The sequence below is a fragment of the Pseudarthrobacter sp. PH31-O2 genome, from assembly GCF_030063265.1.
GTDB lineage: Bacteria > Actinomycetota > Actinomycetes > Actinomycetales > Micrococcaceae > Arthrobacter.
In genome coordinates this window covers 288,367-307,916 of the sequence record NZ_JASIST010000002.1, presented here as the reverse complement: position 1 = coordinate 307,916, position 19,550 = coordinate 288,367, and the positions used below count along the sequence as shown (strand labels likewise).

Below are 19,550 nucleotides of genomic sequence, written 5' to 3'. Positions count from 1 at the left end.
GACTTTAGTCGACCTGCGGGAAACCCAGGTCGATCACCGAGGTGGCGGGATCCGGCCAGCGGGTGGTGACGACCTTGCCCCGGGTGTAGAAGCGGATGCTCTCCGGACCGTACATGTGGGTGTCGCCGAAGAGCGAGTTCTTCCAGCCGCCGAAGGAGAAGGTACCCACCGGCACCGGGATCGGCACGTTCACGCCGACCATGCCGGCCTCGACGTCGAACTCGAACTGCCGGGCTGCGCCGCCGTCGCGGGTGAAGATTGCCACGCCGTTGCCGAACTCGTTGTCGTTGACAAGCTGCACGGCGTCGGCGTAGCTCTCGACCCGGACTACGGACAGGACGGGGCCGAAGATCTCATCGTCGTAGACCTTCATGCCGGGCTTAACGTGGTCCACCAGGCTGACGCCGATGAAAAAGCCGTTGGAGTCAAAGGCCTGCTCCCGGCCGTCCACCACGACTGTGGCGCCTTCCTCGGCCGCGCCGGCGACATAGGAGGCCACCTTGTCACGGTGCGCTGCGGTGATCAGCGGGCCCATCTGCGAGGCGGGGTCGGTACCGGGCCCGATCTTGAGCGTGGCCATTCGGGTGCTGATTGCCGCTACGAGTTCGTCGGCAATGTTCCCGACGGCGACCAGGACGCTGATGGCCATACAACGTTCCCCGGCGGAACCGTAGGCGGCCGAGACGGCGGCGTCGGCGGCCATTGCCAGGTCCGCGTCGGGGAGGACCACCATGTGGTTCTTGGCGCCGCCCAGGGCCTGCACACGCTTGCCGTGCTCGGCGGCACGCCTGTAGATGGACTGGGCGATCGGCGTCGAACCGACAAAGCTGATGGCCTTGACGTCCGGGTGTTCGAGCAGGACGTCGACGGCTTCCTTGTCGCCGTGCACAACGTTCAACACACCGGCGGGCAGGCCGGCCTCGGCGAAGACCTGGGCGATGAAGACCGCGGATGACGGATCCTTTTCGCTGGGCTTAAGCAGCACAGTGTTTCCGCAGGCCAGGGCGCTGCCGATCATCCACAGCGGCACCATGGCCGGGAAGTTGAACGGCGTGACGCAGGCGACGACGCCGACCGGCTGGCGCACCGAGTGAACGTCGACACCGCCGGCGACCTGTTCGGAACGTTCGCCCTTGAGCGCGTGGGAGAGCCCGGTGGCGAACTCGATGTTCTCCAGGCCGCGGGTGATTTCGCCCTCGGCATCGGAGAGGACCTTGCCGTGTTCACTGGTCAGCAGGGCAGCCAGTTCAGGCCGGCGGGCCAACAGCAGTTCGCGGACCTTAAAGAAGATGGTGGTGCGCTTGGCGAGGCTTGTGGCGCGCCAGCCCGGCAGCGCGGCGCGGGCGGCTTCAACGGCTTCCTGGACGCGGCCGGCAGAGGCCAGGGCGACCTCCTTTTCCTGCTCGCCGGTGGCCGGGTTAAAGACGGGGCCGTAGCGCTCGGCATCGGAGATCAGGGCGCCGTTGATGAAGTGCGGAATGCGTTCCATGGGGAGGATCTCTTTCTAAAAGGTTTAGGGCTGCTTGGCGGACTCGAACGAGCCGTCAACCAGCTTGACGATTGCGGAGCAGTCCGTGCCGGACTGGCCGCCGTCGATGAGCCGCTGGAAAAGCTGCTGGACGTGCTCGCCGATCTCCAGCGGCGTGCCGGTGTCGCGGGCAGCGCTGATGGCCAGGCCGATGTCCTTGTTGGCGAGCTCGGCGGTAAACGTCGGCGCGAAGTCGTTGTTCGAGGCGGCGGTGGGCACAACGCCGGCCACCGGGTACCAGGTCCGCAGCGCCCAGCTGTCGCCGGAGGAGACGGAGGCGATGTCCCAGAAGACCTGCTTGTCCAGGCCCAGACGGTCCGCGAGCACCGCGCCCTCGGCCGTCGAGGCGAGGTTGATAAAGAGCATCAGGTTGTTGCAGATTTTGGCGGCCTGGCCGGTGGTGGCGCCGCCGGTGGGGATGATGTTCGCCGCCATCGGCTTGATGTATTCGGTGGCGTCGGCCACCGCGCCGGCCTCCCCGCCGATCATAAACGTCAACGTGGCGGCCTTCGCACCGCTCATGCCGCCGGAGACGGGCGCGTCGACAAAGCGGAAGCCCGCCGCAGCGGCGGCGTCGTGCAGGGCCTGGGCCGAGGCGATGTCGATCGTGGAGGAGTCCACCAGCAGGGTCTTGGTGTCGGCGTGGGCCAGCACGCCGTCTTCGCCCAGGTACACGGCGCGGGCATGTTCGCCCTTGGGAAGCATGGTAAACACAACGTCGGCGCCGTCAACCGCCTCGGCGATGCTTACGGCGGGCTTGACACCGCCTGCGGCGGCGGTGGCAACGGCCTCAGGGTTGAGGTCGAAACCGCGGACGTTGTGGCCGGCCGCGGCGAGGTTCACGGACATGGACCCGCCCATGTTCCCCAGTCCGATCCAGGCGATAACTGCCATGGCATAAGCTCCTTTGCTTTGGGTCATCCCGTGCGCGCCGCCAAACGCAGCGCCCGGGTTCCGGCAGTGGCCGGATGCTCAGTGTTAAGCATCACACCCCTGCTACAGTGCAATCAAGGGAAAAAACCACAGATGCTATGTGCACGGATGCACATACAGAGTTGCGAGGGAGACCCATGGACGTGAGGCGGCTGCCGAGCCCGGACGATCTGCTGATCCTGCTGACGGTAGCCCGGCTGGGCCGGTTCAACGCGGTGGCAGAGACCCTCGGCACAACCCACACAACCATCTCCCGCCGCATCCTGGCGCTGGACAAACAGCTGGGCGGGCGCACCCTGGAGCGGAGTCCGCACGGCTGGGAACTGACGGACCTTGGCAACGAGGCCGTGGCCGCCGCCGAGGCGATCGAGGGCACCCTCGGTGCGCTCACAAACCGCATCGCGCAGTCCGAAGACGTACTCTCGGGCCTGGTCCGGGTCAGCACACCCGACGGCTTCGGGGCAGAATTCGTTGCACCGGCGCTCGTCCGGATGCAACGTCAGCATCCGCTGCTGAACGTCGAAATGCTCAGCGCCACGCGCAAGGTCAGCCGGAACCGCTCCGGCGTGGACCTGGAGGTGGTGGTCGGCAACCTCGACGTCAGCAATGCGCAGCCCATTTTCCTGGCCAACTACTTTCTCCGGCTGTACGCCAGCCCGCAGTACGCCCGGGACCGCGGACTTCCGGTGACGCTCGACGACGTCCGGCAGCATGGTTTTGTGTCCTACGTCGAATCGGCGCTGCAGGTCGCCGAACTTGGCCACCGCTCCACCCAGCTTCCCGTCCCGCGGTCCAGCTTCCAGGCCACCAGCATCTTTGCCCAGCTGGAGGCGGTCCGCCGGGGTGCGGGCATCGGGCTGTTGCCGAACTTCCTGGCGGTCGGCGACCCCGGCTTTGTGCCGGTCCTGCCGACGGACTTCCAGCGCCAACTTCCGATCTGGGCGGTGGCCCGCGCGGAATCGCTGCGCTCCGCGCCGGTGCAGGCCGTCCTGGCGGCCGTCCGGACCGAGATCTCCGAGCGCCAGGATGTCCTGCTGGGCTGAGCCCGGCGGCCAACAACAACGGCCCTTGTCCCCGCGGTGCGGGGACAAGGGCCGTTGTTGTTGCTGCTATTTCGTTGCAGCTATTTCGTTGCAGTTACTTCTTGCCTGATACTTCCTGCCTGTTAGTTCTTGCCCGCGGCGAGGAGGTCGGCGGTGCCCCGGGCGTCGGCGGCGTCGACGTCGTGGAGCGAGATGCCGCGGGTTTCCTTGAGGAAGTACACCGCCACCATCGTGACCAGGCAGGCACCGAGCAGGTAGATGGCCACCGGGGTGGAGGACTTGAACGTGCTCAGCAGCGAGGCTGCGATGATCGGAGCCATCGATCCGGCCACGATCGAGGTGACCTGGTAGCCGAGCGAGACACCCGAGTAGCGCATCCGGGTCGGGAACATCTCGGCCATAATGGCCGGCTGGCCGGCATACATCAGTGCGTGGAAGAGCAAGCCGATGGTGATGGCAGCAAGGATGATGATGTCGTTTTTGGTGTCCATCATCGGGAAGGCGAAGAAGCCCCAGGTGCCGCCCAGGACGGCGCCGGCCATGTAGACCGGTTTGCGGCCGAGGCGGTCCGACAGGCGGCCGACCATCGGAACCACGGCGAAGTGGACAGCGTGTGCGACGAGCAGCAGCAGCAGGATCCGTGAGGTGTCAGTCTGGACAACCACCTTCAGGTACGTGATCGAGAAGGTGACTACCAGGTAGTAGAGGATATTCTCCGCGAAGCGCAGGCCCATGGCGGTGAACACACCGCGCGGGTACCGGCGGAAGACTTCGCCCACGCCGTAGCCCTTCTTCTCGACGGTGACTTCCTTCTGGGCCTCCAGGAAGATGGGGGCGTCGGTGACCTTGGTCCGGATGTAGTAGCCGATCAGCACAATCACCGCGGAGAGCCAGAAGGCCACGCGCCAGCCCCAGCTGAGGAAGTCCGCGGAGGACAGCGTCGAGGAGAGGATGAACAGCACCGCAGTGGCCAGCAGGTTGCCCAGCGGAACTGCGGACTGCGGCCAGCTGGCCCAGAAGCCGCGGGATTTGTTCGGGCTGTGCTCCGCGACGAGGAGGACTGCGCCGCCCCATTCACCGCCGACGGCGAAGCCCTGGGCGAACCGCAGGAACACCAGGAGGGCCGGAGCCCAGTAGCCGATCTGCTGGAAGGTCGGCAGGCAGCCCATCAGGAAGGTGGCAACTCCGACCAGGATGATGCTGAGCTGGAGCAGCTGCTTGCGGCCGAACTTGTCGCCGAAGTGCCCAAACACGATGCCGCCGATGGGGCGGGCAACGAAGCCAACTGCATAGGTAAGGAAAGCCGCGATGATACCGTCCAGCTCCGAGCCGGAGTTGGGGAAGAAGGTCTTGCCGAAGACGAGGGTCGCCGCGGAGGCGTAGAGGAAAAACTCGTACCACTCGACGACAGTGCCGGCCATGGAGGCCGCGACTACTTTTTTGAGGCCGGACGTCTTGACGTCGGGCTCTTCTGCGCGCCGTGCGGCCGCGTTTTCCGTGCTCATTTCGACTCCTTTGGCATCGTCTTCGACGCCTCGTGGACCATTGGGAGGAGAGCGCCTGTGAGGTGAGACACGCGGCGCCATTCCCCACGAGTATGTCCGGTTCCGGCCCGGGCCTCAACGGCCATTAGTGCAGAGCGCATCTGCAAAAGTGCACACCCGCGGCGGCTTTTGGCTGCTGGACTACCCGAAGAAGTGCTGTCGGAGCTGGGTGTTGAGCTGCCCAATCTCAGTCAGGAAGCCGTCGTGGCCGATGGGCGCCTCGATGGTGTGCACCGCAACGTTGCCCGGCAGGGCAGCCGCGAGCGCCCGGGACTGGTCCGGGAAGTACAACCGGTCCGAGTCGACGGCCGCCACAAGGAAAGCCGCCGTCGCAGGGGCGAGCGCCTCCGTCAGCGCGCCGCGGCCCCGGCAGACGTCATGGCTCATCAGCGCCTCGGTGATGGCGATGTAGCTGTTCGCATCGAAGCGGCGGACCAGCTTGTTGCCCTGGTGGTCCAGGTAGCTCTCCACCTGGTAACGCCCGCGCCCGGCGAGTGACCCGGCACGCAGCGGAGCCTCGGAGTCCTGGGCGTTCCGGCCGAACCGTCCATCCAGCTCTGCGGCCGAACGGTAGGTGATATGCGCTATCCGCCGGGCCAGGGCCAGTCCCGCCTCCGGCCCGGGACCGCCGTAGTAATCCCCGCCGTTGAAGTTGGGGTCCTGCCGGATGGCGAGTGTTTGCGCCTGGGCGAAGGCAATCTGCTCGGCGGTGCTGCTGGCTCCGATTGAAATAACCCCGCAGCGCCGGACCCGGTCCGGGTAGCTGACGGCCCATTCGAGGGCACGCGCCCCGCCCAGGGAACCGCCGAGCACGGCGTACCAGCTCCGGATTCCCAGCGCGTCCGCGAGCCGGGCCTCGGCGTCGGTGGTATCGCGCAGCGTGACCAGCGGGAACCGTGAGCCCCAGGGCTTCCCGTCGGGTGCCGTCGACGAGGGTCCGGTGGAGCCGTAGCAGCCGCCCAGGATATTGATCGAAACGACAAAGTACTTCCCCGTGTCCACCGGGGCGCCCGGGCCCGCGAGCTGCTCCCACCAGCCCGGCTCCGCACTGGCGCCGCGCGTGACGTGGGTGTCCCCCGTCAACGCGTGCTCGATCAGCACGGCATTGGAGCGTTCGGCGTTGAGGGTCCCCCATGTTTCGTAGCCGAGGGTGGCGTCCGGCAGCCGGGCGCCGGATTCGAGAACCAGGTCACCGATCCGGAGGTACCGGACGGTTCCGTCCGGCACAGCCGCGCCGTCCGCGGCGACGCTGCCGCCGGGGTCCGGGGCATGGGAATGGGAGGTCTTGCTTGCGGCTTCACCCTGGCGGGTGGCGGCAATCGTCATGTGAGGACCTAACTTCGCGCTTGCCCGCCGGCAGCTCACCGGCAGGCCAGGTCTTCACCCGGGGCACCCCGCCGCAAATGGAGGGTTGCCGGCCAGCAAGCCGGGGCTGTCGCTGGCACTCATGACCTCCCCTGAGTGTACGAAATGCGGCCGCCCGGTGGCGAAGAATGTGACGCCCGTGTGACTTCCCCCCGGGGAACGGTTGGTCAGACGGTCTTGGCGGCGCGGAAACCGGCATCCAGGTCGGCGAGGATGTCGTCGATGTGCTCCAGGCCGACGGAGAGCCGCACCAGGCCGGGGTTCACCCCGGCAACGACCTGCTGCTCCGGCGAGAGTTGGCTGTGTGTCGTCGACGCCGGGTGAATGACCAGCGAGCGCACATCGCCGATATTAGCGACGTGCGAGTGCAATTCAAGGGCGTCCACAAAGCTCTTGCCGGCCTCGGCTCCGCCGGCGATGTTAAAGGAGACAACGGCGCCGGTCCCCTTCGGTCCGTACTTGCGGCCGCGCTCGAACCAAGGGCTGGACGGCAGGCCGGCATAGGCGACGGATTCGACGTCGTCCCTGGCCTCCAGCCATTCGGCGACCCGGCCGGCGTTGGCAACGTGCCGCTCCATCCGCAGGCTAAGGGTCTCGATGCCTTGGGCGATAAGGAAGGCGTTGAACGGGGACACCGCAGAGCCCAGGTCGCGCAACAACTGCACGCGCGCCTTGAGGATATAGGAGAGGTTCGCGCCGAGGGCACCGTCCACGCCGAGGTCCCGGGCGTAGACCAGCCCGTTATAGCTGGGATCCGGGGTGTTGAAGCCGGGGAACCGTTCCGGGTCCTTGCCGAAGTCGAAATTGCCCGAGTCCACTATCACGCCCGCGATCGCCGTTCCATGGCCGCCGAGGTACTTGGTGGCCGAATGCACCACAATGTCCGCACCCCACTCGATCGGCCGGATAAGGTACGGCGTGGAGAGGGTGTTGTCTACGATCAGCGGGACACCGGCCGCGTGGGCCACCTGGGAGATGCCCTCAAGATCCAGCACGTCCTGGCGCGGGTTGGAGACCACTTCGCCAAAAAAGAGCTTGGTATTGGGCTGCACGGCGTCACGCCACTGTGCCAGGTTGTCCGGGTCCGCCACGAAGGTCACGGAAATGCCAAACTTCTTCAGTGTGTGCGCCAGCAGGTTGTAAGTACCGCCGTAAAGGCTGGGACTTGCCACCACGTGGTCTCCGGCTTCGGCGACATTCAGGATGGCCAGGGTCTCCGCCGCCTGTCCGGAGCTCAGCAGCAGAGCCGCGAGTCCGCCTTCCAGGCTGGCAACCCGCTGCTCCACGGCATCCTGGGTGGGGTTGCCGATCCTGGTGTAAATGGGGGCCAGCTCCGCCAGGGCAAAGCGGTTCGCGGCACTCTCGGCGCTGGGGAACACAAACGACGTCGTCTGGTAAATCGGCAGCGAGCGGGCGCCGGTGGCGCTGTCGGGCTCCTGGCCGGCATGGATCTGACGGGTTTCGAAGGACCAGGCACTTGACATCGGGACACTCCTTAGGGGAGCGGGCACAGCCTGAGCCTGGGCACCGTGGCCCGGGCCCGTGCTGGCGCCGCGCTTGCCTCCCGGCGGGCGCCGGACGGCCAGGTCCTCACCCGGGGCACCCCACCGCGATACGAGGGTTGCCGGCCAGCAAGCCGGGGCTGTGCGCTGGCACTCATGACCTCACCCCAGTCTAGGAACCGGTTGCAGGCGGTGGATAGCTTTATGACAAAGATGAAGCTGGCCCGGCCGCGGCGCTGCTGATGCCATGCCAATGCGGCCACGTGTGCTGCCAAGTGTGCTGCCGAGAGTGTGGCCGGAACAGTCCGGATCCGACCCCAACTGCCAGTAAGGGTACCCTAAGCTGAGAGGCGCATCACAAAGTGCCAAGATGATGGCATGCGCATGGATCACGTCTCTTACGCCTGTGAACAAGATGGCCTCGCTGCCACCACCGAACGAATTGCGTCTGCCCTCGGCGTGGAAGCCGTGAAGGGCGGAGTACACCCCCGATTCGGGACCCGCAACATGATCATCCCGCTAGCGGGACACAAGTACCTCGAGGTGGTGGAGGTCCTGAACCACCCGGCCTCCGACAAGGCCCCCTTCGGCCAGGCCGTCCGCGCCCGCTCCGAAGCCGGCGGCGGCTGGATGGGCTGGTGTGTGGAGGTCGACGACCTCGCCCCGTTCGAAGTCCGGCTCGGCCGCGCCGCCGTCAACGGCAACCGCAAGTTCCCGGACGGCCGGGAGCTGGTCTGGAAGCAGATTGGCATCCTTGGGCTCATCGCCGATCCCCAGGTCCCGTACATGCTCAAATGGGAAGGCGATCCGGAACTCCACCCGTCGAAGGCCTACGAGGGCAACGTCAAAATGTCCGCCCTCACGATTGCCGGTTCGGCCGAGCGCGTCACCGAATGGCTCGGCGTTCCGGTGGAGAAGCCGCTCGAAGACGTGGCCGTGCACTGGATTGCTCCGCGCGGGACACCCGGCATCCTCTCCGTCACGTTTGAGACGGCCTCCGGAGCCGTCACCATCTGAGGCTTCACCGCCCCACACTTCGGCCGCCATCAGCGGGTGTCAACGACGTCACCCACCGATGGTGGCCGAAATTCTTAAAGCACGCACAGCGCCGCCGCCGCCGTGCCCCGCAGAACCCCTCCCCCGCAGAGCCCCTCCGGCGGCTCAGCCCAGGCCGATGGCCTTGCCAAAGAGGCTGAAGCCGACGAAGGCCACGGTGTCCAGCACCGCGTGGGCGATCACCAGCGGCATCACCCGCCGCGTTCGGGTGTACACCAGTGCAAAAACGACGCCCATGATCGCGTTGCCGATGAACGGGCCGAAGCCCTGGTACAAATGGTAGCTGCCGCGCAGCATGGAACTGGCGAAGATGGCCAACGGCAGGCTCCAGCCGAACTTGCCGAGCCGGTCCAGCAGGTAGCCCACCACAATCACTTCCTCCACGATCCCGTGCCGGACCGCGGAGAGGATGAGCACCGGCACCGTCCACCAGTAGGAATCGAGGGCACTGGGGATAATCGCCGTGGTGATCCCCAGCGCCCGGCCCGCAGCGTAGAGGCCCAGGGAGGGTACACCGATCAGGGCCGCCAGCCCGAGGCCCTGGAGCAGGTCCCTGCCCGGGCGGGCAAACGTGAATCCCAGTTTCCCGAACGCCGTGGCTCCGCTGCCGGCCGCACCGGACACCCGGTGTTCGGTGAGGAAATAGAGCACCAGGACCACCGGTACCAGTGCGAAGACAATGTCCAGCAGCTGGTAGCTCAGGTCAAAGTATTCGCGGCTGCTTTGGGAGCGGTTCAGGGTGGAAGTCCCCTCCGCCAGCGGCGCCCGGGTCAGCTTGTCCAGCAGCTGAACGACCGAGTAGACGGCGGATTGGCCCAGGGACAGGCCCAGGACGATCCAGACTTCTAGCCGCAGGCGACGGCGGGAGGGAACCAGCATGGTCCTATCTTGCCCGGTTTTTCCCGGTCGTCACGCCTATGCTTGGAGTTTATGAGTGCGCCCGGGAAAATCATCATGATCCGGCACGGCCAGTCCGCCGCCAATGCCGACACCTCGATCTACAACCGGGTGCCCGACTACCGGATCCCGCTGACCGGGCTTGGCATCGACCAGGCAAGGGCAGCCGGCGAACGGGTACGGCGGCTGCTGGACGGGCAGCCGGCCTGCGTCTACGTCTCCCCGTACCTGCGCGCCTATCAGACCCTGGAGGCGATGAACCTCGGCGCGCTGGTTGAACGCGTGATCGAGGAGCCGCGGCTGCGTGAGCAGGACTGGGCCAACTTCCAGATCGCCGGTGAGATCGAAGACCAGAAGGAACTCCGCAACGCCTACGGACACTTTTTCTACCGCTTCCGCGAAGGCGAATCCGGCTCCGATGTCTATGACCGGATCTCCTCATTTATGGAAACGCTGTACCGGCACTGGTCCAAACCCAGCTACGCCCCCAATGCGCTGTTTGTGACCCACGGGCTGACCATGCGGCTGTTCTGCATGCGCTGGTTCCACTGGTCCGTGGAGTACTTCGAATCACTCAACAACCCGGACAACGCCGAGGTCCGCACCCTGTACCGCACCGCAGAGAAAAAGTATGAACTCGACAAACCGTTCAGCCAGTGGGAGGCCCGGCGTGTTGATGAGACCGTGCTGAACGCTCCGCGGATGGTGTTCTAGCGGCCGCAGCGGCAGGCGTCAGCGCGCCCGGACCCCGGCCCGCCAGACCGCGTGGGTCAGCGGGATGCCGGGCCGGTAGGCCAGATGGGTGGCGGACGGTGCGTTCAGCAGGTGGAGGTCCGCACGGTGTCCGACGGCGATCGAACCGACGGCCCGCTCTCCGTCGGTGTCGTTCCCGGACTCCCGGCCAAGGGCCAGCGCACCGCCGTACGTTGCGGCGCGCACGGCCTCATGGACGCTGAGCCGCATCTGCAGCACCGCCGTGGTGACGCAAAACGCCATCGAGCTGGTATAGGAGGTGCCCGGGTTGCAGTTGGAGGCCAGGGCGATTTGCACGCCGGCGTCAAGCAGTTCCCGGCCCGGTGCCAGCGGCTGCCGGGTGGACAGGTCGCAGGCCGGCAGGCAGGTCGCCACAGTCCCGCGTCCGGCGCCAGTGCCGGGGCGCTCCCCGCCGTTACCGCCGTTACCGCTGTCCCAGCCGGACCAGCTGCCCGCGAGGGCGTCGACGTCGGCGGCGGACAGGTAGTTGACGTGGTCCACGCTGGCCGCGCCGAACTCCACGGCGAGCCGCACACCGGGGCCCTCGCCGAGCTGGTTGCCGTGCACACGCAGGCCCAGCCCGGCGTCCCGGCAGGCCTGGAGCACGCGCCGGGACTGGTCCTCGGTGAACGCGCCCCGTTCGCAGAAGACGTCGGCCCAGCGCACAAACGGCCGGACGGCGGAGAGCATCGGGCCGCACACGAGCTCCGTGTATTCCTCGGCGTCCATCCCCGCGGGGACAAGGTGCGCGCCGAGGTAGGTGACCTCGTCCACAACTGTGGAAGCGATCCGCGCGCTGCGGGCCTCGTTGTCAACGTCCAGGCCGTAGCCGGTTTTGGTTTCAAGATAGGTGGTGCCCTGCGAAACAGCTTCGGCTACCCGGCCCATCGCCAGCCGGGTGAGGTCGAAGTCTCCGGTGGCGCGGGTGGCCCCGGTGGTTGCGGCGATCCCGCCCGCAGTGTAGCTCTCCCCCGCCATCCGGGCCTCGAATTCGGCGGTCCGGTCACCCGCAAAGATGAGGTGGGTGTGCGAATCGACCCAGCCCGGCAGCAGGGCACGGCCGCCGGCGTCGACGGTGCCGTCGGCGGCCGGCGCGTCGGACGCCCGGCCCAGCCAGGCGATCCGTTCGCCGTCGATCACCAGCGCGGCGTCCTTCAGCACCCGGTGGTCCCGGTCCTGGGTCATCAGCTCGGCAATGTTTGTGATCAGGGTGCTCATAAGACCATTCTTCAGTGCCGGATGGACCAGCGCGTAGCCGCCAGCGGCGCCGCTGTCCGGGATACCGGACCGGCGGCAGTGGATCCGGCGCCCTGGCCTGCGAGGATAAGGTCCGCGGCCAGCTCGGCGATGCCGGAGGAGGTCTGGAAGCCATAGCCGCCCTGCCCGGCCAGCCAGAAAAAGCCCCGGGCTTCGGCGTCGAATCCCACCACGGGCACACCGTCGGCCGCCTCCGTCCGCAATCCGGTCCAGGCCCGGCGGACACCGCGGATGCCGAGGGTGGTCAGGGTATTAAGCCGGGCGCTCAGCGCCTCGATGTCCCCCGGGTGCGGCTGCGCGTCCTCGGGGCCGCTGGGCACCGATTCCGAGGGCGAGATCAGCACTTGCCCGCCGTCCCGGCGGAAGTAGAAGGAGTTGTCGGCCGCGCACACCATGGGGCTGGACTCCGGAAGGGGATGCTCGACGTCGACGATAGCCGCGGTGCGCCGGTACGGCTGCAGCTGGACTTTCTCGACCCCGCTGAGTACTGCCAGTTCGTCCGCCCACGCGCCGGCGGCATTGACCACAACGGCGGCTGCGAAGCCTTCCTGCCCGGCTCCGAGTTCCCAGCCGGACCCGAGCCGCTGGGCCGAGTGGACCTTTGCGCCGGTAATGATGTCCACGCCGCCGGCGGCCGCGCGCCGGCGGTGGTCCTCGAGCAGCAGGGGTGCGTCACAGCCGAAGGAGCCGGTGTCCAGGCCCGCGGCGGAGAAGGAGCCGGGGAGCAGTGCCGGGCAGAGCTCCATCGCCGCGGCGTGGCTAATCGGCACCATCTGCCCGCTGGACTCGCCGCGGACAGCCTCGTCGTCGCCGATCAGCATAAAGCTGCGGGGCGAGAGCACCGGCTCCGGCAGTTCGGCGTCCCGGGCGGCGATCAGCGCGAGGGTCCGCAGCGTGAGCTCCTGGACAACTGCCGGACCGTAACTGGGGATCAGCTGCCGCGCCGAGCGTGCCGAGGTGTGGTATGCCAGGCTCTGCTCGGCTTCCACCAACGCGACGCTGCACTTCCCGGCGAGGGCTGAGGCAAGGGACAAGCCGGCGATCCCGCCGCCGACAATCACAACATCGTAATTAGCTGACATGGTTCCATCCTCGCAGACGGAGAGCCTGCGGCGCCGTTCCCGGCGCCGCAGGCTTCATCCGGTGCCGCTTAGCCCGCGACGGCGGCGCGGCTGCGCACAAAGGCCTGCACACAGGCCTCGACGTCTTCGGCGCTGTGCGCCGCGGAGAGCTGTACCCGGATCCGGGCCGCACCCTTGGGAACTACCGGGTAGCTGAACGCCGTGACGAAGACGCCGTGCTCCAGCATCGCGTCCGCGACCTTGGCGGCCAGGACGGCGTCCCCGAACATCACCGGGACGATGGCGTGCTCGCCCGGGAGCAGCTCAAAGCCTTCCTCGGCCATCCGGCGGCGGAACAGCGCGGCGTTGTCAAAGAGTTTGCTGCGCAGTTCGCCGGAGTTCTCCACCAGGTCCAGGGCCTTGAGGGTAGCAGCGACGATGGCCGGGGCCAGCGAGTTGGAGAACAGGTAGGGACGGGCCTTCTGCCGGAGCATGGCGACGACTTCGCGGCGGCCGGAGACGTAACCGCCGGAGGCGCCGCCCAGGGCCTTGCCGAAGGTGCCGGTGTAGATGTCCACGCGGTCCGAGACGCCGGCGTGTTCCGGCGTGCCGGCTCCGCTGGCGCCCATAAAACCGACGGCGTGTGAGTCGTCCACCATGACCATGGCGTCGTATCTTTCGGCGAGGTCGCAGATCGCTTCCAGCGGGGCCAGGAAGCCGTCCATCGAAAAGACGCCGTCCGTGACAATGATCTTGCGGCGGGCCGGGTTCTCCTGCGTGCTGGCCTCGATCAGTTTCGATTCGAGGTCCGCCATGTCCTGGTTGGCGTAGCGGAACCGCTGGGCCTTGCAGAGCCGGATGCCGTCGATGATCGAGGCGTGGTTCAGGGCGTCGGAGATGACGGCGTCTTCCGGGCCAAAGAGGGACTCGAACACACCGCCGTTAGCGTCGAAGCAGCTCGAGAACAAGATGGTGTCCTCGGTGCCGAGGAACGCCGAGACGCGTTCCTCCAGGGCCAGGTGCAGGTCCTGGGTGCCGCAGATGAACCGCACGCTGGCCATGCCGAAGCCCCGCTCGTCCATCGCGGACTTGGCTGCGGCAATGATTTCGGGGTGGTCCGCGAGGCCCAGGTAGTTGTTGGCGCAGAAGTTCAGCACGTCCGCGCTGGCCCCGCCGATCTGGCCCGCCTTGATGTGGTTTGCCTGGGGCGAGTCAATGTGCCGCTCGGTCTTGAACAGGCCGGCGCCGCGGATCTCTTCCAGTTCGTGCTGCAGCTGGTTCTTAATGGCTGAATACATGGTGTGGGCTCCTGCGCTGGTGGGGTCGGTGGGCCGAAACGGTGGGGGGTTAGAAGCAGGTCCAGTCGAGGACCACTTTGCCGCCGACGCCGGCCCGGGCGATCTCGAATCCCCGGTCCCAATCGGTGGCGGGAAGGGTGTCCGTGACAACGGCGGAGATGTTGGCGTGCAGGACCGGGTTGGAGGACAGCATGGCGCTCATGGCGTACCAGGTCTCGAACATTTCCCGGCCGTAGATGCCCTTCATGGTCAGCATGTGCGTGACCACTTTGCCCCAGTCGATGTCGATGGACTGGCTGGGCAGTCCCAGCATCGCGATCCTGCCGCCGTGGTTCATGTTCTCGATCATCTCAGGCAACGCCGTGGGGTGTCCCGACATTTCCATGCCGATGTCGAATCCTTCGCGCAGGCCCAGTTCCCGCTGGGCGTCCTTGACCCGCGTCTTCGAGACGTCGATGGCGAGGTCGACGCCGAGGGTCCGCGCGAGTTCCAGCCGCGGTGCGGAGACATCGGTGATGGCGATCCTGCGGGCGCCGGCATGGCGGGCGACGGCGATCGCCATCAATCCGATGGGCCCGGCGCCGGTGATCAGCACGTCCTCGCCGACCAGCGGGAAGCTCAGCGCGGTGTGCACGGCGTTCCCGAAGGGGTCGAAGATGGCACCGAGTTCCGGCGTCACGGAGGAGTCCTGATGCACCCAGACGTTGGTCTCGGGGATAACAACGTACTCGGCGAACGCGCCGTCGCGCTGCACGCCGACGCTGACGGTGTTGATGCACATCTGCTTGCGGCCGGCGCGGCAGTTGCGGCAGATGCCGCAGACGATGTGGCCTTCACCGGACACCCGGTCCCCGACCTTGACGTCCAGGACGTCCTCGCCGGTCTCGACGACTTCGCCGTAGAACTCGTGGCCGGCGATCAGCGGGGTGTTGATGATGCCCTGCGCCCACGCGTCCCAGGACTGGATGTGCAGGTCGGTGCCGCAGATGCCCGTGGTCATGACCCGGATCTTGACGTCCCCGGGGCCTGCCTCCGGTTCGGGACGGTCAACGAGTTCGAATCCTGCGTGCGCGCCGGCCTTGTAGAGAGCCTTCATGGGCCTTCCTCACTGTGCCGTTCGGCACGTTGGGTGCGCTGCCTCGGACAGCGGGTGTGGGACAACTCACCCCATTAGAGCCGGTGAAAAGCATTAGCACAACCGTACTTTTCTCAATCGACGATTTAGATTCCCCTTGCGCATAGACTGGGCGGCATGGAAATCCACCAGCTGGAGATGCTCCGCGAGCTCGGGGCCCTCGGGAGCGTCAAGGCCGTCGCCGAAACCCTGCTCGTTACACCCTCGGCGGTGTCGCAGCAGCTGGCCGCCCTGCAGAAATCCGTGGACGTGCCGCTGACCCGCAAGGAGGGCAGGAACCTGGTCCTGACCGAGGCCGGGCAGGTGCTCGCCGACGCCGGGGCCGCCGTCGTCAGCGCCATGGCCGATGCCCGGACTGCTATCGGCGCCTATCACGGCTCGGCGGTGGCGCCGGTTACGCTGAGCGGTTTCCACAGCGCCGGGCAGGCGTTGTTCGCCCCGCTCGCCCGGCGCCTGGCCGGGCCGGGGCAACCGCGGATCCTGCTCACGGACGAGGACGTGGCCCAGCAGGACTTCCCGGCGCTGACGGCCCGGTATGACCTGGTGCTCGCGCACCGGATGGACCACAGCCCGGGCTGGCCCCAGGAGCGCGTCGCGGTAATCCCGCTCGCGCACGAGCCGCTGGATGTCGCGCTGCCGGCCGGGCACCGGCTGGCAGGCCAGGCGGCGGTGACCGCGGACGACGTCGTGGGCGAACCCTGGGTGACGAGCCGCGCGGGCTACTCCCCCGCGGACGTCCTGGCCGCGCTCGCGGCCGTCTCCAGCCGGGAGCTGAACATCGTCCACCGGATCAACGATTACTCCACTGTGGCGGCGCTCGTGGCGACCGGGGGTGTGATCGGGCTGCTTCCCCGCTACACCGCCCGGCCTGCCCTGAACCCGGGGATTGTGCTGCGGCCGCTGGAGGGCATCAGCACCCGGCGGCGGATCGACGTGCTGGCCCGGCCGGAGAACCTTAAACGCAGATCGGTCATGATCGTCTGCGAAGCATTGCAGACGATCATGACCGAACTGGTCCGTTAACCCAACTGATAACCCAACTGACTCGCAGTTGTTGTCGTTTTGAGGGGGCAAAACGACAACAACTGCGAGTCAGTTGGGCGGGGCCTAGCCTTCGACGCCGAGGCGCTGCAGGATCAGCTCCCGGACGCGGCCGGCGTCGGCCTGGCCGCGGGTGGCCTTCATCACGCCGCCGACGATCGCACCAATTGCTTGGATCTTGCCGCCGCGGATCTTGTCCGCAACGCCGGGCTGCGCGGCGAGGGCCGCGTCGATGGCTTCCAGGAGCGGGCCGTCGTCGGAGACCACTGCGAGGCCGCGCTGCTCGACGATCTCCGCCGGGGTACCTTCGCCGGCGAGTACGCCGTCCAGGACCTCGGTGGCCATCTTGTTGTTGATTTTGCCGTCCTCGACCATCGTGTTCAGTTCCACGATGGTCGCCGGTGACACGCCGAGCTGGCCGGGATCGACGTCGGCGTTCTTGGCGCGTCCGACGATCTCGCCCATCCACCACTTGCGGGCCACCGTGGCCGTGGCGCCGGCGGCGATGGTTTCCTCGATTTCGTCCATTACGCCGGCGTTAACAACGTCGCGGAACTCCAGGTCCGAATAGCCCCAGTCGGCCTGCAGGCGCTTACGGCGGGCGGCCGGCGGCTCGGGCAGCGTGGCCCGGAGTTCCTCGACCCAGGCGCGTGACGCAACAATCGGCACCAGGTCCGGTTCCGGGAAGTAGCGGTAGTCGTCGGCGTCGGACTTGGGCCGGCCCGAGGTGGTGGAGCGGGTGTCCTCGTGCCAGTGGCGGGTTTCCTGGGTGACGGGCTCGCCGGAGTCCAGCACGGCGGCGTGCCGCTGGATCTCGTAGCGGACCGCGTGTTCGACGGCGCGCAGCGAGTTGACGTTCTTGGTCTCGGAGCGGATGCCGAAGCGTTCGCGGCCGTGCGGGCGCAGCGAGACGTTGGCGTCGCAGCGGACGTTGCCGCGCTCCATCTTGGCGTCCGAGACGCCGAGGTTCTTGACGATCTCGCGGACCGCAGCCACGTAGGCCTTGGCGAGTTCGGGGGCGCGGGACCCGGCACCCTCGATCGGCTTGGTGACGATCTCCACCAGCGGCACCCCGGAGCGGTTGTAGTCCACAAGCGAGTAGTCCGCGCCCTGGATACGTCCGGTGGCGCCGCCCATGTGGGTCAGCTTGCCGGCGTCCTCCTCCATGTGGGCGCGCTCGATCTCGACCCGGAACACTGTCCCGTCGGCGAGCTCGATGTCCAGGTAGCCGTCGTACGCGATGGGCTCGTCGTACTGGGAGGTCTGGAAGTTCTTCGGGGTGTCCGGGTAGAAGTAGTTCTTCCGGGCGAAACGGCAGGTTTCGGCGATTGTGCAGTTCAGTGCCAGGCCGATTTTGATCGAGGACTCGATCGCGGCCTTGTTTACCACGGGCAGCACGCCGGGCATCCCGAGGTCCACCTCGTTGACGTTGGTGTTGGGCTCGTCGCCGAAGACGTTCGGCGCGGAGGAGAACATCTTCGTTTTGGTGTTGAGCTCCACATGGACTTCGAAGCCCAGGACGGGATCGTACTTCTCCATCGCCTCTTCGAAGCTGAGGGTTGCGTCAGTCATTAGTGGGAACCTCCGTGGCTCGCGACAGCGTCGTTAAGGGATGGGGCCGTCAGGGAAGGAGCCTTATCCAGCAGCGGGCCGCCCCACTGCGCCTCCAGCAGGGATTCGAGCACCGCACCGACCCGGTACAGCCGGGCATCCTGGCGGGCCGGGGCCAGCAGCTGGACACCGACCGGCAGGCCGTCCTCGTCGGCCAGGCCGCCGGGCAGGGACAGCCCAGGCACGCCGGCCATGTTGGCGGGGATGGTGGCGACGTCGTTGAGGTACATCGCCAGCGGGTCGTTGAGCTTCTCGCCGAGCTTAAACGCCGTGGTGGGCGCCGTTGGGGAGATCAGCACGTCGGCCTTGGCGAACGCGGCGTCGAAGTCGCGCTGGATCAGGGTGCGCACCTTCTGGGCCGAGCCGTAGTAGGCGTCGTAGTAGCCGGCGCTCAGCGCATAGGTACCCAGGATGATCCGGCGCTTGACCTCGTCGCCGAAGCCGGCGGCACGGGTCGCAGTCATCACGCGCTCAATCGTCATCGGGCCCTCTTCGGGCAGGACCCGCAGGCCATACCGGACGCCGTCGAACTTGGCCAGGTTGGAGGAGGCCTCGGAGGGCATGATCAGGTAGTAGGCGCCGAGGGCGTACTTGAAGTTGGGGCAGGACACCTCGACGATTTCCGCGCCGGCGCCCTTGAGCAGCTCAAGGGATTCGTTAAAACGGTTCTCGACGCCGGCCTGGTAGCCCTCGCCGTGAAGTTCCTTGATGATGCCGATCTTCATGCCGGTCACGTTGCCGATCGACGCGGCGGCCACGAGGTCCTCCAGCGGGTCCGGCAGCGAGGTGGAGTCGCGCGGGTCGTGCCCGCCGATGACCTGGTGCAGCAGTGCGGAGTCCAGTACGGTGCGCGAGACCGGGCCGATCTGGTCCAGCGAGGACGCCATGGCGATCGCACCGTAGCGGGACACTCCGCCGTACGTCGGCTTGACGCCCACGGTGCCGGTGACGGCGCCGGGCTGGCGGATCGAGCCGCCGGTGTCGGTGCCCAGGGCCAGCGGCGCTTCGAAGGCCGCCACGGCAGCAGCCGAGCCGCCGCCGGAGCCGCCGGGGATCCGGTCCAGGTCCCAGGGGTTGTGGGTGGGGCCAAAAGCGGAGTGCTCGGTGGAGGAGCCCATCGCGAATTCGTCCAGGTTCGTTTTGCCCAGGATCGGCATTTTGGCGGCGCGCAGGCGCTCCACGACTGTGGCGTCGTAGGGACTGCGCCAGCCTTCGAGGATCTTCGAGCCGGCAGTGGTGGGCTGGCCGATCGTAACAATGAGGTCCTTGACGGCGATCGGCACACCGGCGAGCGCGTGCAGCCCTTCGGCGGCGGCGCCGCCGGCGGCGCGGATCGCGTCCACTTCGGCGGCGACGGCGAGCGCTTCGTCGGTGTTGACGTGCAGGAAGGCGTGGACCTTGCCGTCGACGGCGGCGATGCGGTCCAGGTGCGCCTGGGTGACCTCGACGGCGGAGACCTCACGGGCGGCGAGCTTGCCGGCGAGCGCCGCGGCGGAGGAACGGATCAGTTCGTTGTTCTCAGTCAT

Annotated in this window: 16 protein-coding genes and 2 riboswitches; of the genes, 4 read left to right on the top strand and 12 right to left on the bottom strand. The window is 67.3% G+C overall.

The genetic code is table 11. From position 1 onward, the window contains the following. Positions 1-4: 4 nt before the first annotated feature. Together QMG72_RS05225 and mmsB are read right to left on the bottom strand one after the other, a co-directional pair. Positions 5-1,489 (bottom strand): CoA-acylating methylmalonate-semialdehyde dehydrogenase, encoded by a 1,485-nt coding sequence (locus QMG72_RS05225; protein ID WP_283479900.1) that lies wholly within the window; start codon positions 1,487-1,489, stop codon positions 5-7. A gap of 24 nt (positions 1,490-1,513) precedes the next feature. Next, positions 1,514-2,422: a 3-hydroxyisobutyrate dehydrogenase gene (gene mmsB / locus QMG72_RS05220; protein ID WP_283479899.1), complete on the bottom strand. Its 909-nt coding sequence runs from the start codon at positions 2,420-2,422 to the stop codon at positions 1,514-1,516. 176 nt (positions 2,423-2,598) lie between these two features. On the opposite strand from mmsB, the gene QMG72_RS05215 reads away from it, so the two are divergent. Continuing rightward, positions 2,599-3,504 carry a LysR family transcriptional regulator gene (locus QMG72_RS05215; RefSeq protein WP_283479898.1) on the top strand — a complete coding sequence of 302 codons (906 nt, stop codon included), beginning with the start codon at positions 2,599-2,601 and terminating at the stop codon, positions 3,502-3,504. A gap of 122 nt (positions 3,505-3,626) precedes the next feature. On the opposite strand, the gene QMG72_RS05210 is transcribed toward QMG72_RS05215, so the two are convergent. The 3 genes from QMG72_RS05210 to QMG72_RS05200 form a co-directional block, all read right to left on the bottom strand. Beyond that, on the bottom strand, positions 3,627-5,009 hold the full coding sequence (locus QMG72_RS05210) for an MFS transporter (RefSeq protein WP_282359282.1): 1,383 nt from the start codon (positions 5,007-5,009) through the stop codon (positions 3,627-3,629). A 180-nt stretch (positions 5,010-5,189) separates the two neighbouring features. Further along, positions 5,190-6,374, bottom strand: a complete 1,185-nt coding sequence (metX, locus tag QMG72_RS05205; protein ID WP_283479897.1) for a homoserine O-acetyltransferase MetX — start codon at positions 6,372-6,374, stop codon at positions 5,190-5,192. Positions 6,375-6,385: 11 nt separating this feature from the next. Beyond that, positions 6,386-6,501, bottom strand: a riboswitch (SAM riboswitch). Between the two features lie 79 nt (positions 6,502-6,580). Continuing rightward, the gene (locus QMG72_RS05200) at positions 6,581-7,897 is read right to left on the bottom strand and encodes a bifunctional o-acetylhomoserine/o-acetylserine sulfhydrylase (protein WP_283479895.1); all 1,317 of its coding nucleotides are present in this window, start codon (positions 7,895-7,897) and stop codon (positions 6,581-6,583) included. 64 nt (positions 7,898-7,961) lie between these two features. Next, positions 7,962-8,077: riboswitch (SAM riboswitch) on the bottom strand. 216 nt (positions 8,078-8,293) lie between these two features. Between QMG72_RS05200 and QMG72_RS05195 the strand changes: the two genes are divergently transcribed. Beyond that, positions 8,294-8,932, top strand: a complete 639-nt coding sequence (locus QMG72_RS05195; RefSeq protein WP_226774623.1) for a VOC family protein — start codon at positions 8,294-8,296, stop codon at positions 8,930-8,932. Positions 8,933-9,076: 144 nt separating this feature from the next. Here the strand turns inward: QMG72_RS05195 and QMG72_RS05190 are convergent, their stop codons facing one another. Then, positions 9,077-9,850, bottom strand: a complete 774-nt coding sequence (locus QMG72_RS05190; RefSeq protein WP_283479893.1) for a CPBP family intramembrane glutamic endopeptidase — start codon at positions 9,848-9,850, stop codon at positions 9,077-9,079. Between the two features lie 51 nt (positions 9,851-9,901). Between QMG72_RS05190 and QMG72_RS05185 the strand changes: the two genes are divergently transcribed. Next, a complete protein-coding gene (locus QMG72_RS05185; protein ID WP_226774625.1) occupies positions 9,902-10,582 on the top strand; it encodes a histidine phosphatase family protein in 681 nt (226 codons plus the stop codon). An 18-nt stretch (positions 10,583-10,600) separates the two neighbouring features. Here QMG72_RS05185 and QMG72_RS05180 read toward each other — a convergent pair whose 3' ends face one another. From QMG72_RS05180 to tdh, 4 genes are all read right to left on the bottom strand, one after another. Next, on the bottom strand, positions 10,601-11,839 hold the full coding sequence (locus QMG72_RS05180; protein WP_283479892.1) for an amidohydrolase family protein: 1,239 nt from the start codon (positions 11,837-11,839) through the stop codon (positions 10,601-10,603). Between the two features lie 11 nt (positions 11,840-11,850). Continuing rightward, positions 11,851-12,960: an NAD(P)/FAD-dependent oxidoreductase gene (locus QMG72_RS05175; protein ID WP_226774627.1), complete on the bottom strand. Its 1,110-nt coding sequence runs from the start codon at positions 12,958-12,960 to the stop codon at positions 11,851-11,853. Positions 12,961-13,028: 68 nt separating this feature from the next. Then, a complete protein-coding gene (locus QMG72_RS05170) occupies positions 13,029-14,237 on the bottom strand; it encodes a glycine C-acetyltransferase (protein ID WP_226774628.1) in 1,209 nt (402 codons plus the stop codon). 49 nt (positions 14,238-14,286) lie between these two features. After that, complete coding sequence (gene tdh, locus QMG72_RS05165) at positions 14,287-15,333, bottom strand: L-threonine 3-dehydrogenase (RefSeq protein WP_226774629.1); 1,047 nt, start codon at positions 15,331-15,333, stop codon at positions 14,287-14,289. A 156-nt stretch (positions 15,334-15,489) separates the two neighbouring features. Here tdh and QMG72_RS05160 point away from each other — a divergent pair, with 156 nt between their 5' ends. Next, entirely contained in the window at positions 15,490-16,395 is a 906-nt protein-coding gene (locus QMG72_RS05160) for a LysR family transcriptional regulator (RefSeq protein ID WP_226774630.1), read from the top strand. Between the two features lie 84 nt (positions 16,396-16,479). Here the strand turns inward: QMG72_RS05160 and gatB are convergent, their stop codons facing one another. Continuing rightward, a complete protein-coding gene (gatB, locus tag QMG72_RS05155) occupies positions 16,480-17,985 on the bottom strand; it encodes an Asp-tRNA(Asn)/Glu-tRNA(Gln) amidotransferase subunit GatB (RefSeq protein WP_226774631.1) in 1,506 nt (501 codons plus the stop codon). After that, positions 17,985-19,550, bottom strand: coding sequence for an Asp-tRNA(Asn)/Glu-tRNA(Gln) amidotransferase subunit GatA (gatA, locus tag QMG72_RS05150; RefSeq protein ID WP_283479888.1), 1,566 nt, complete (start codon positions 19,548-19,550; stop codon positions 17,985-17,987). The genes gatB and gatA overlap by 1 nt, the downstream gene beginning before the upstream one ends.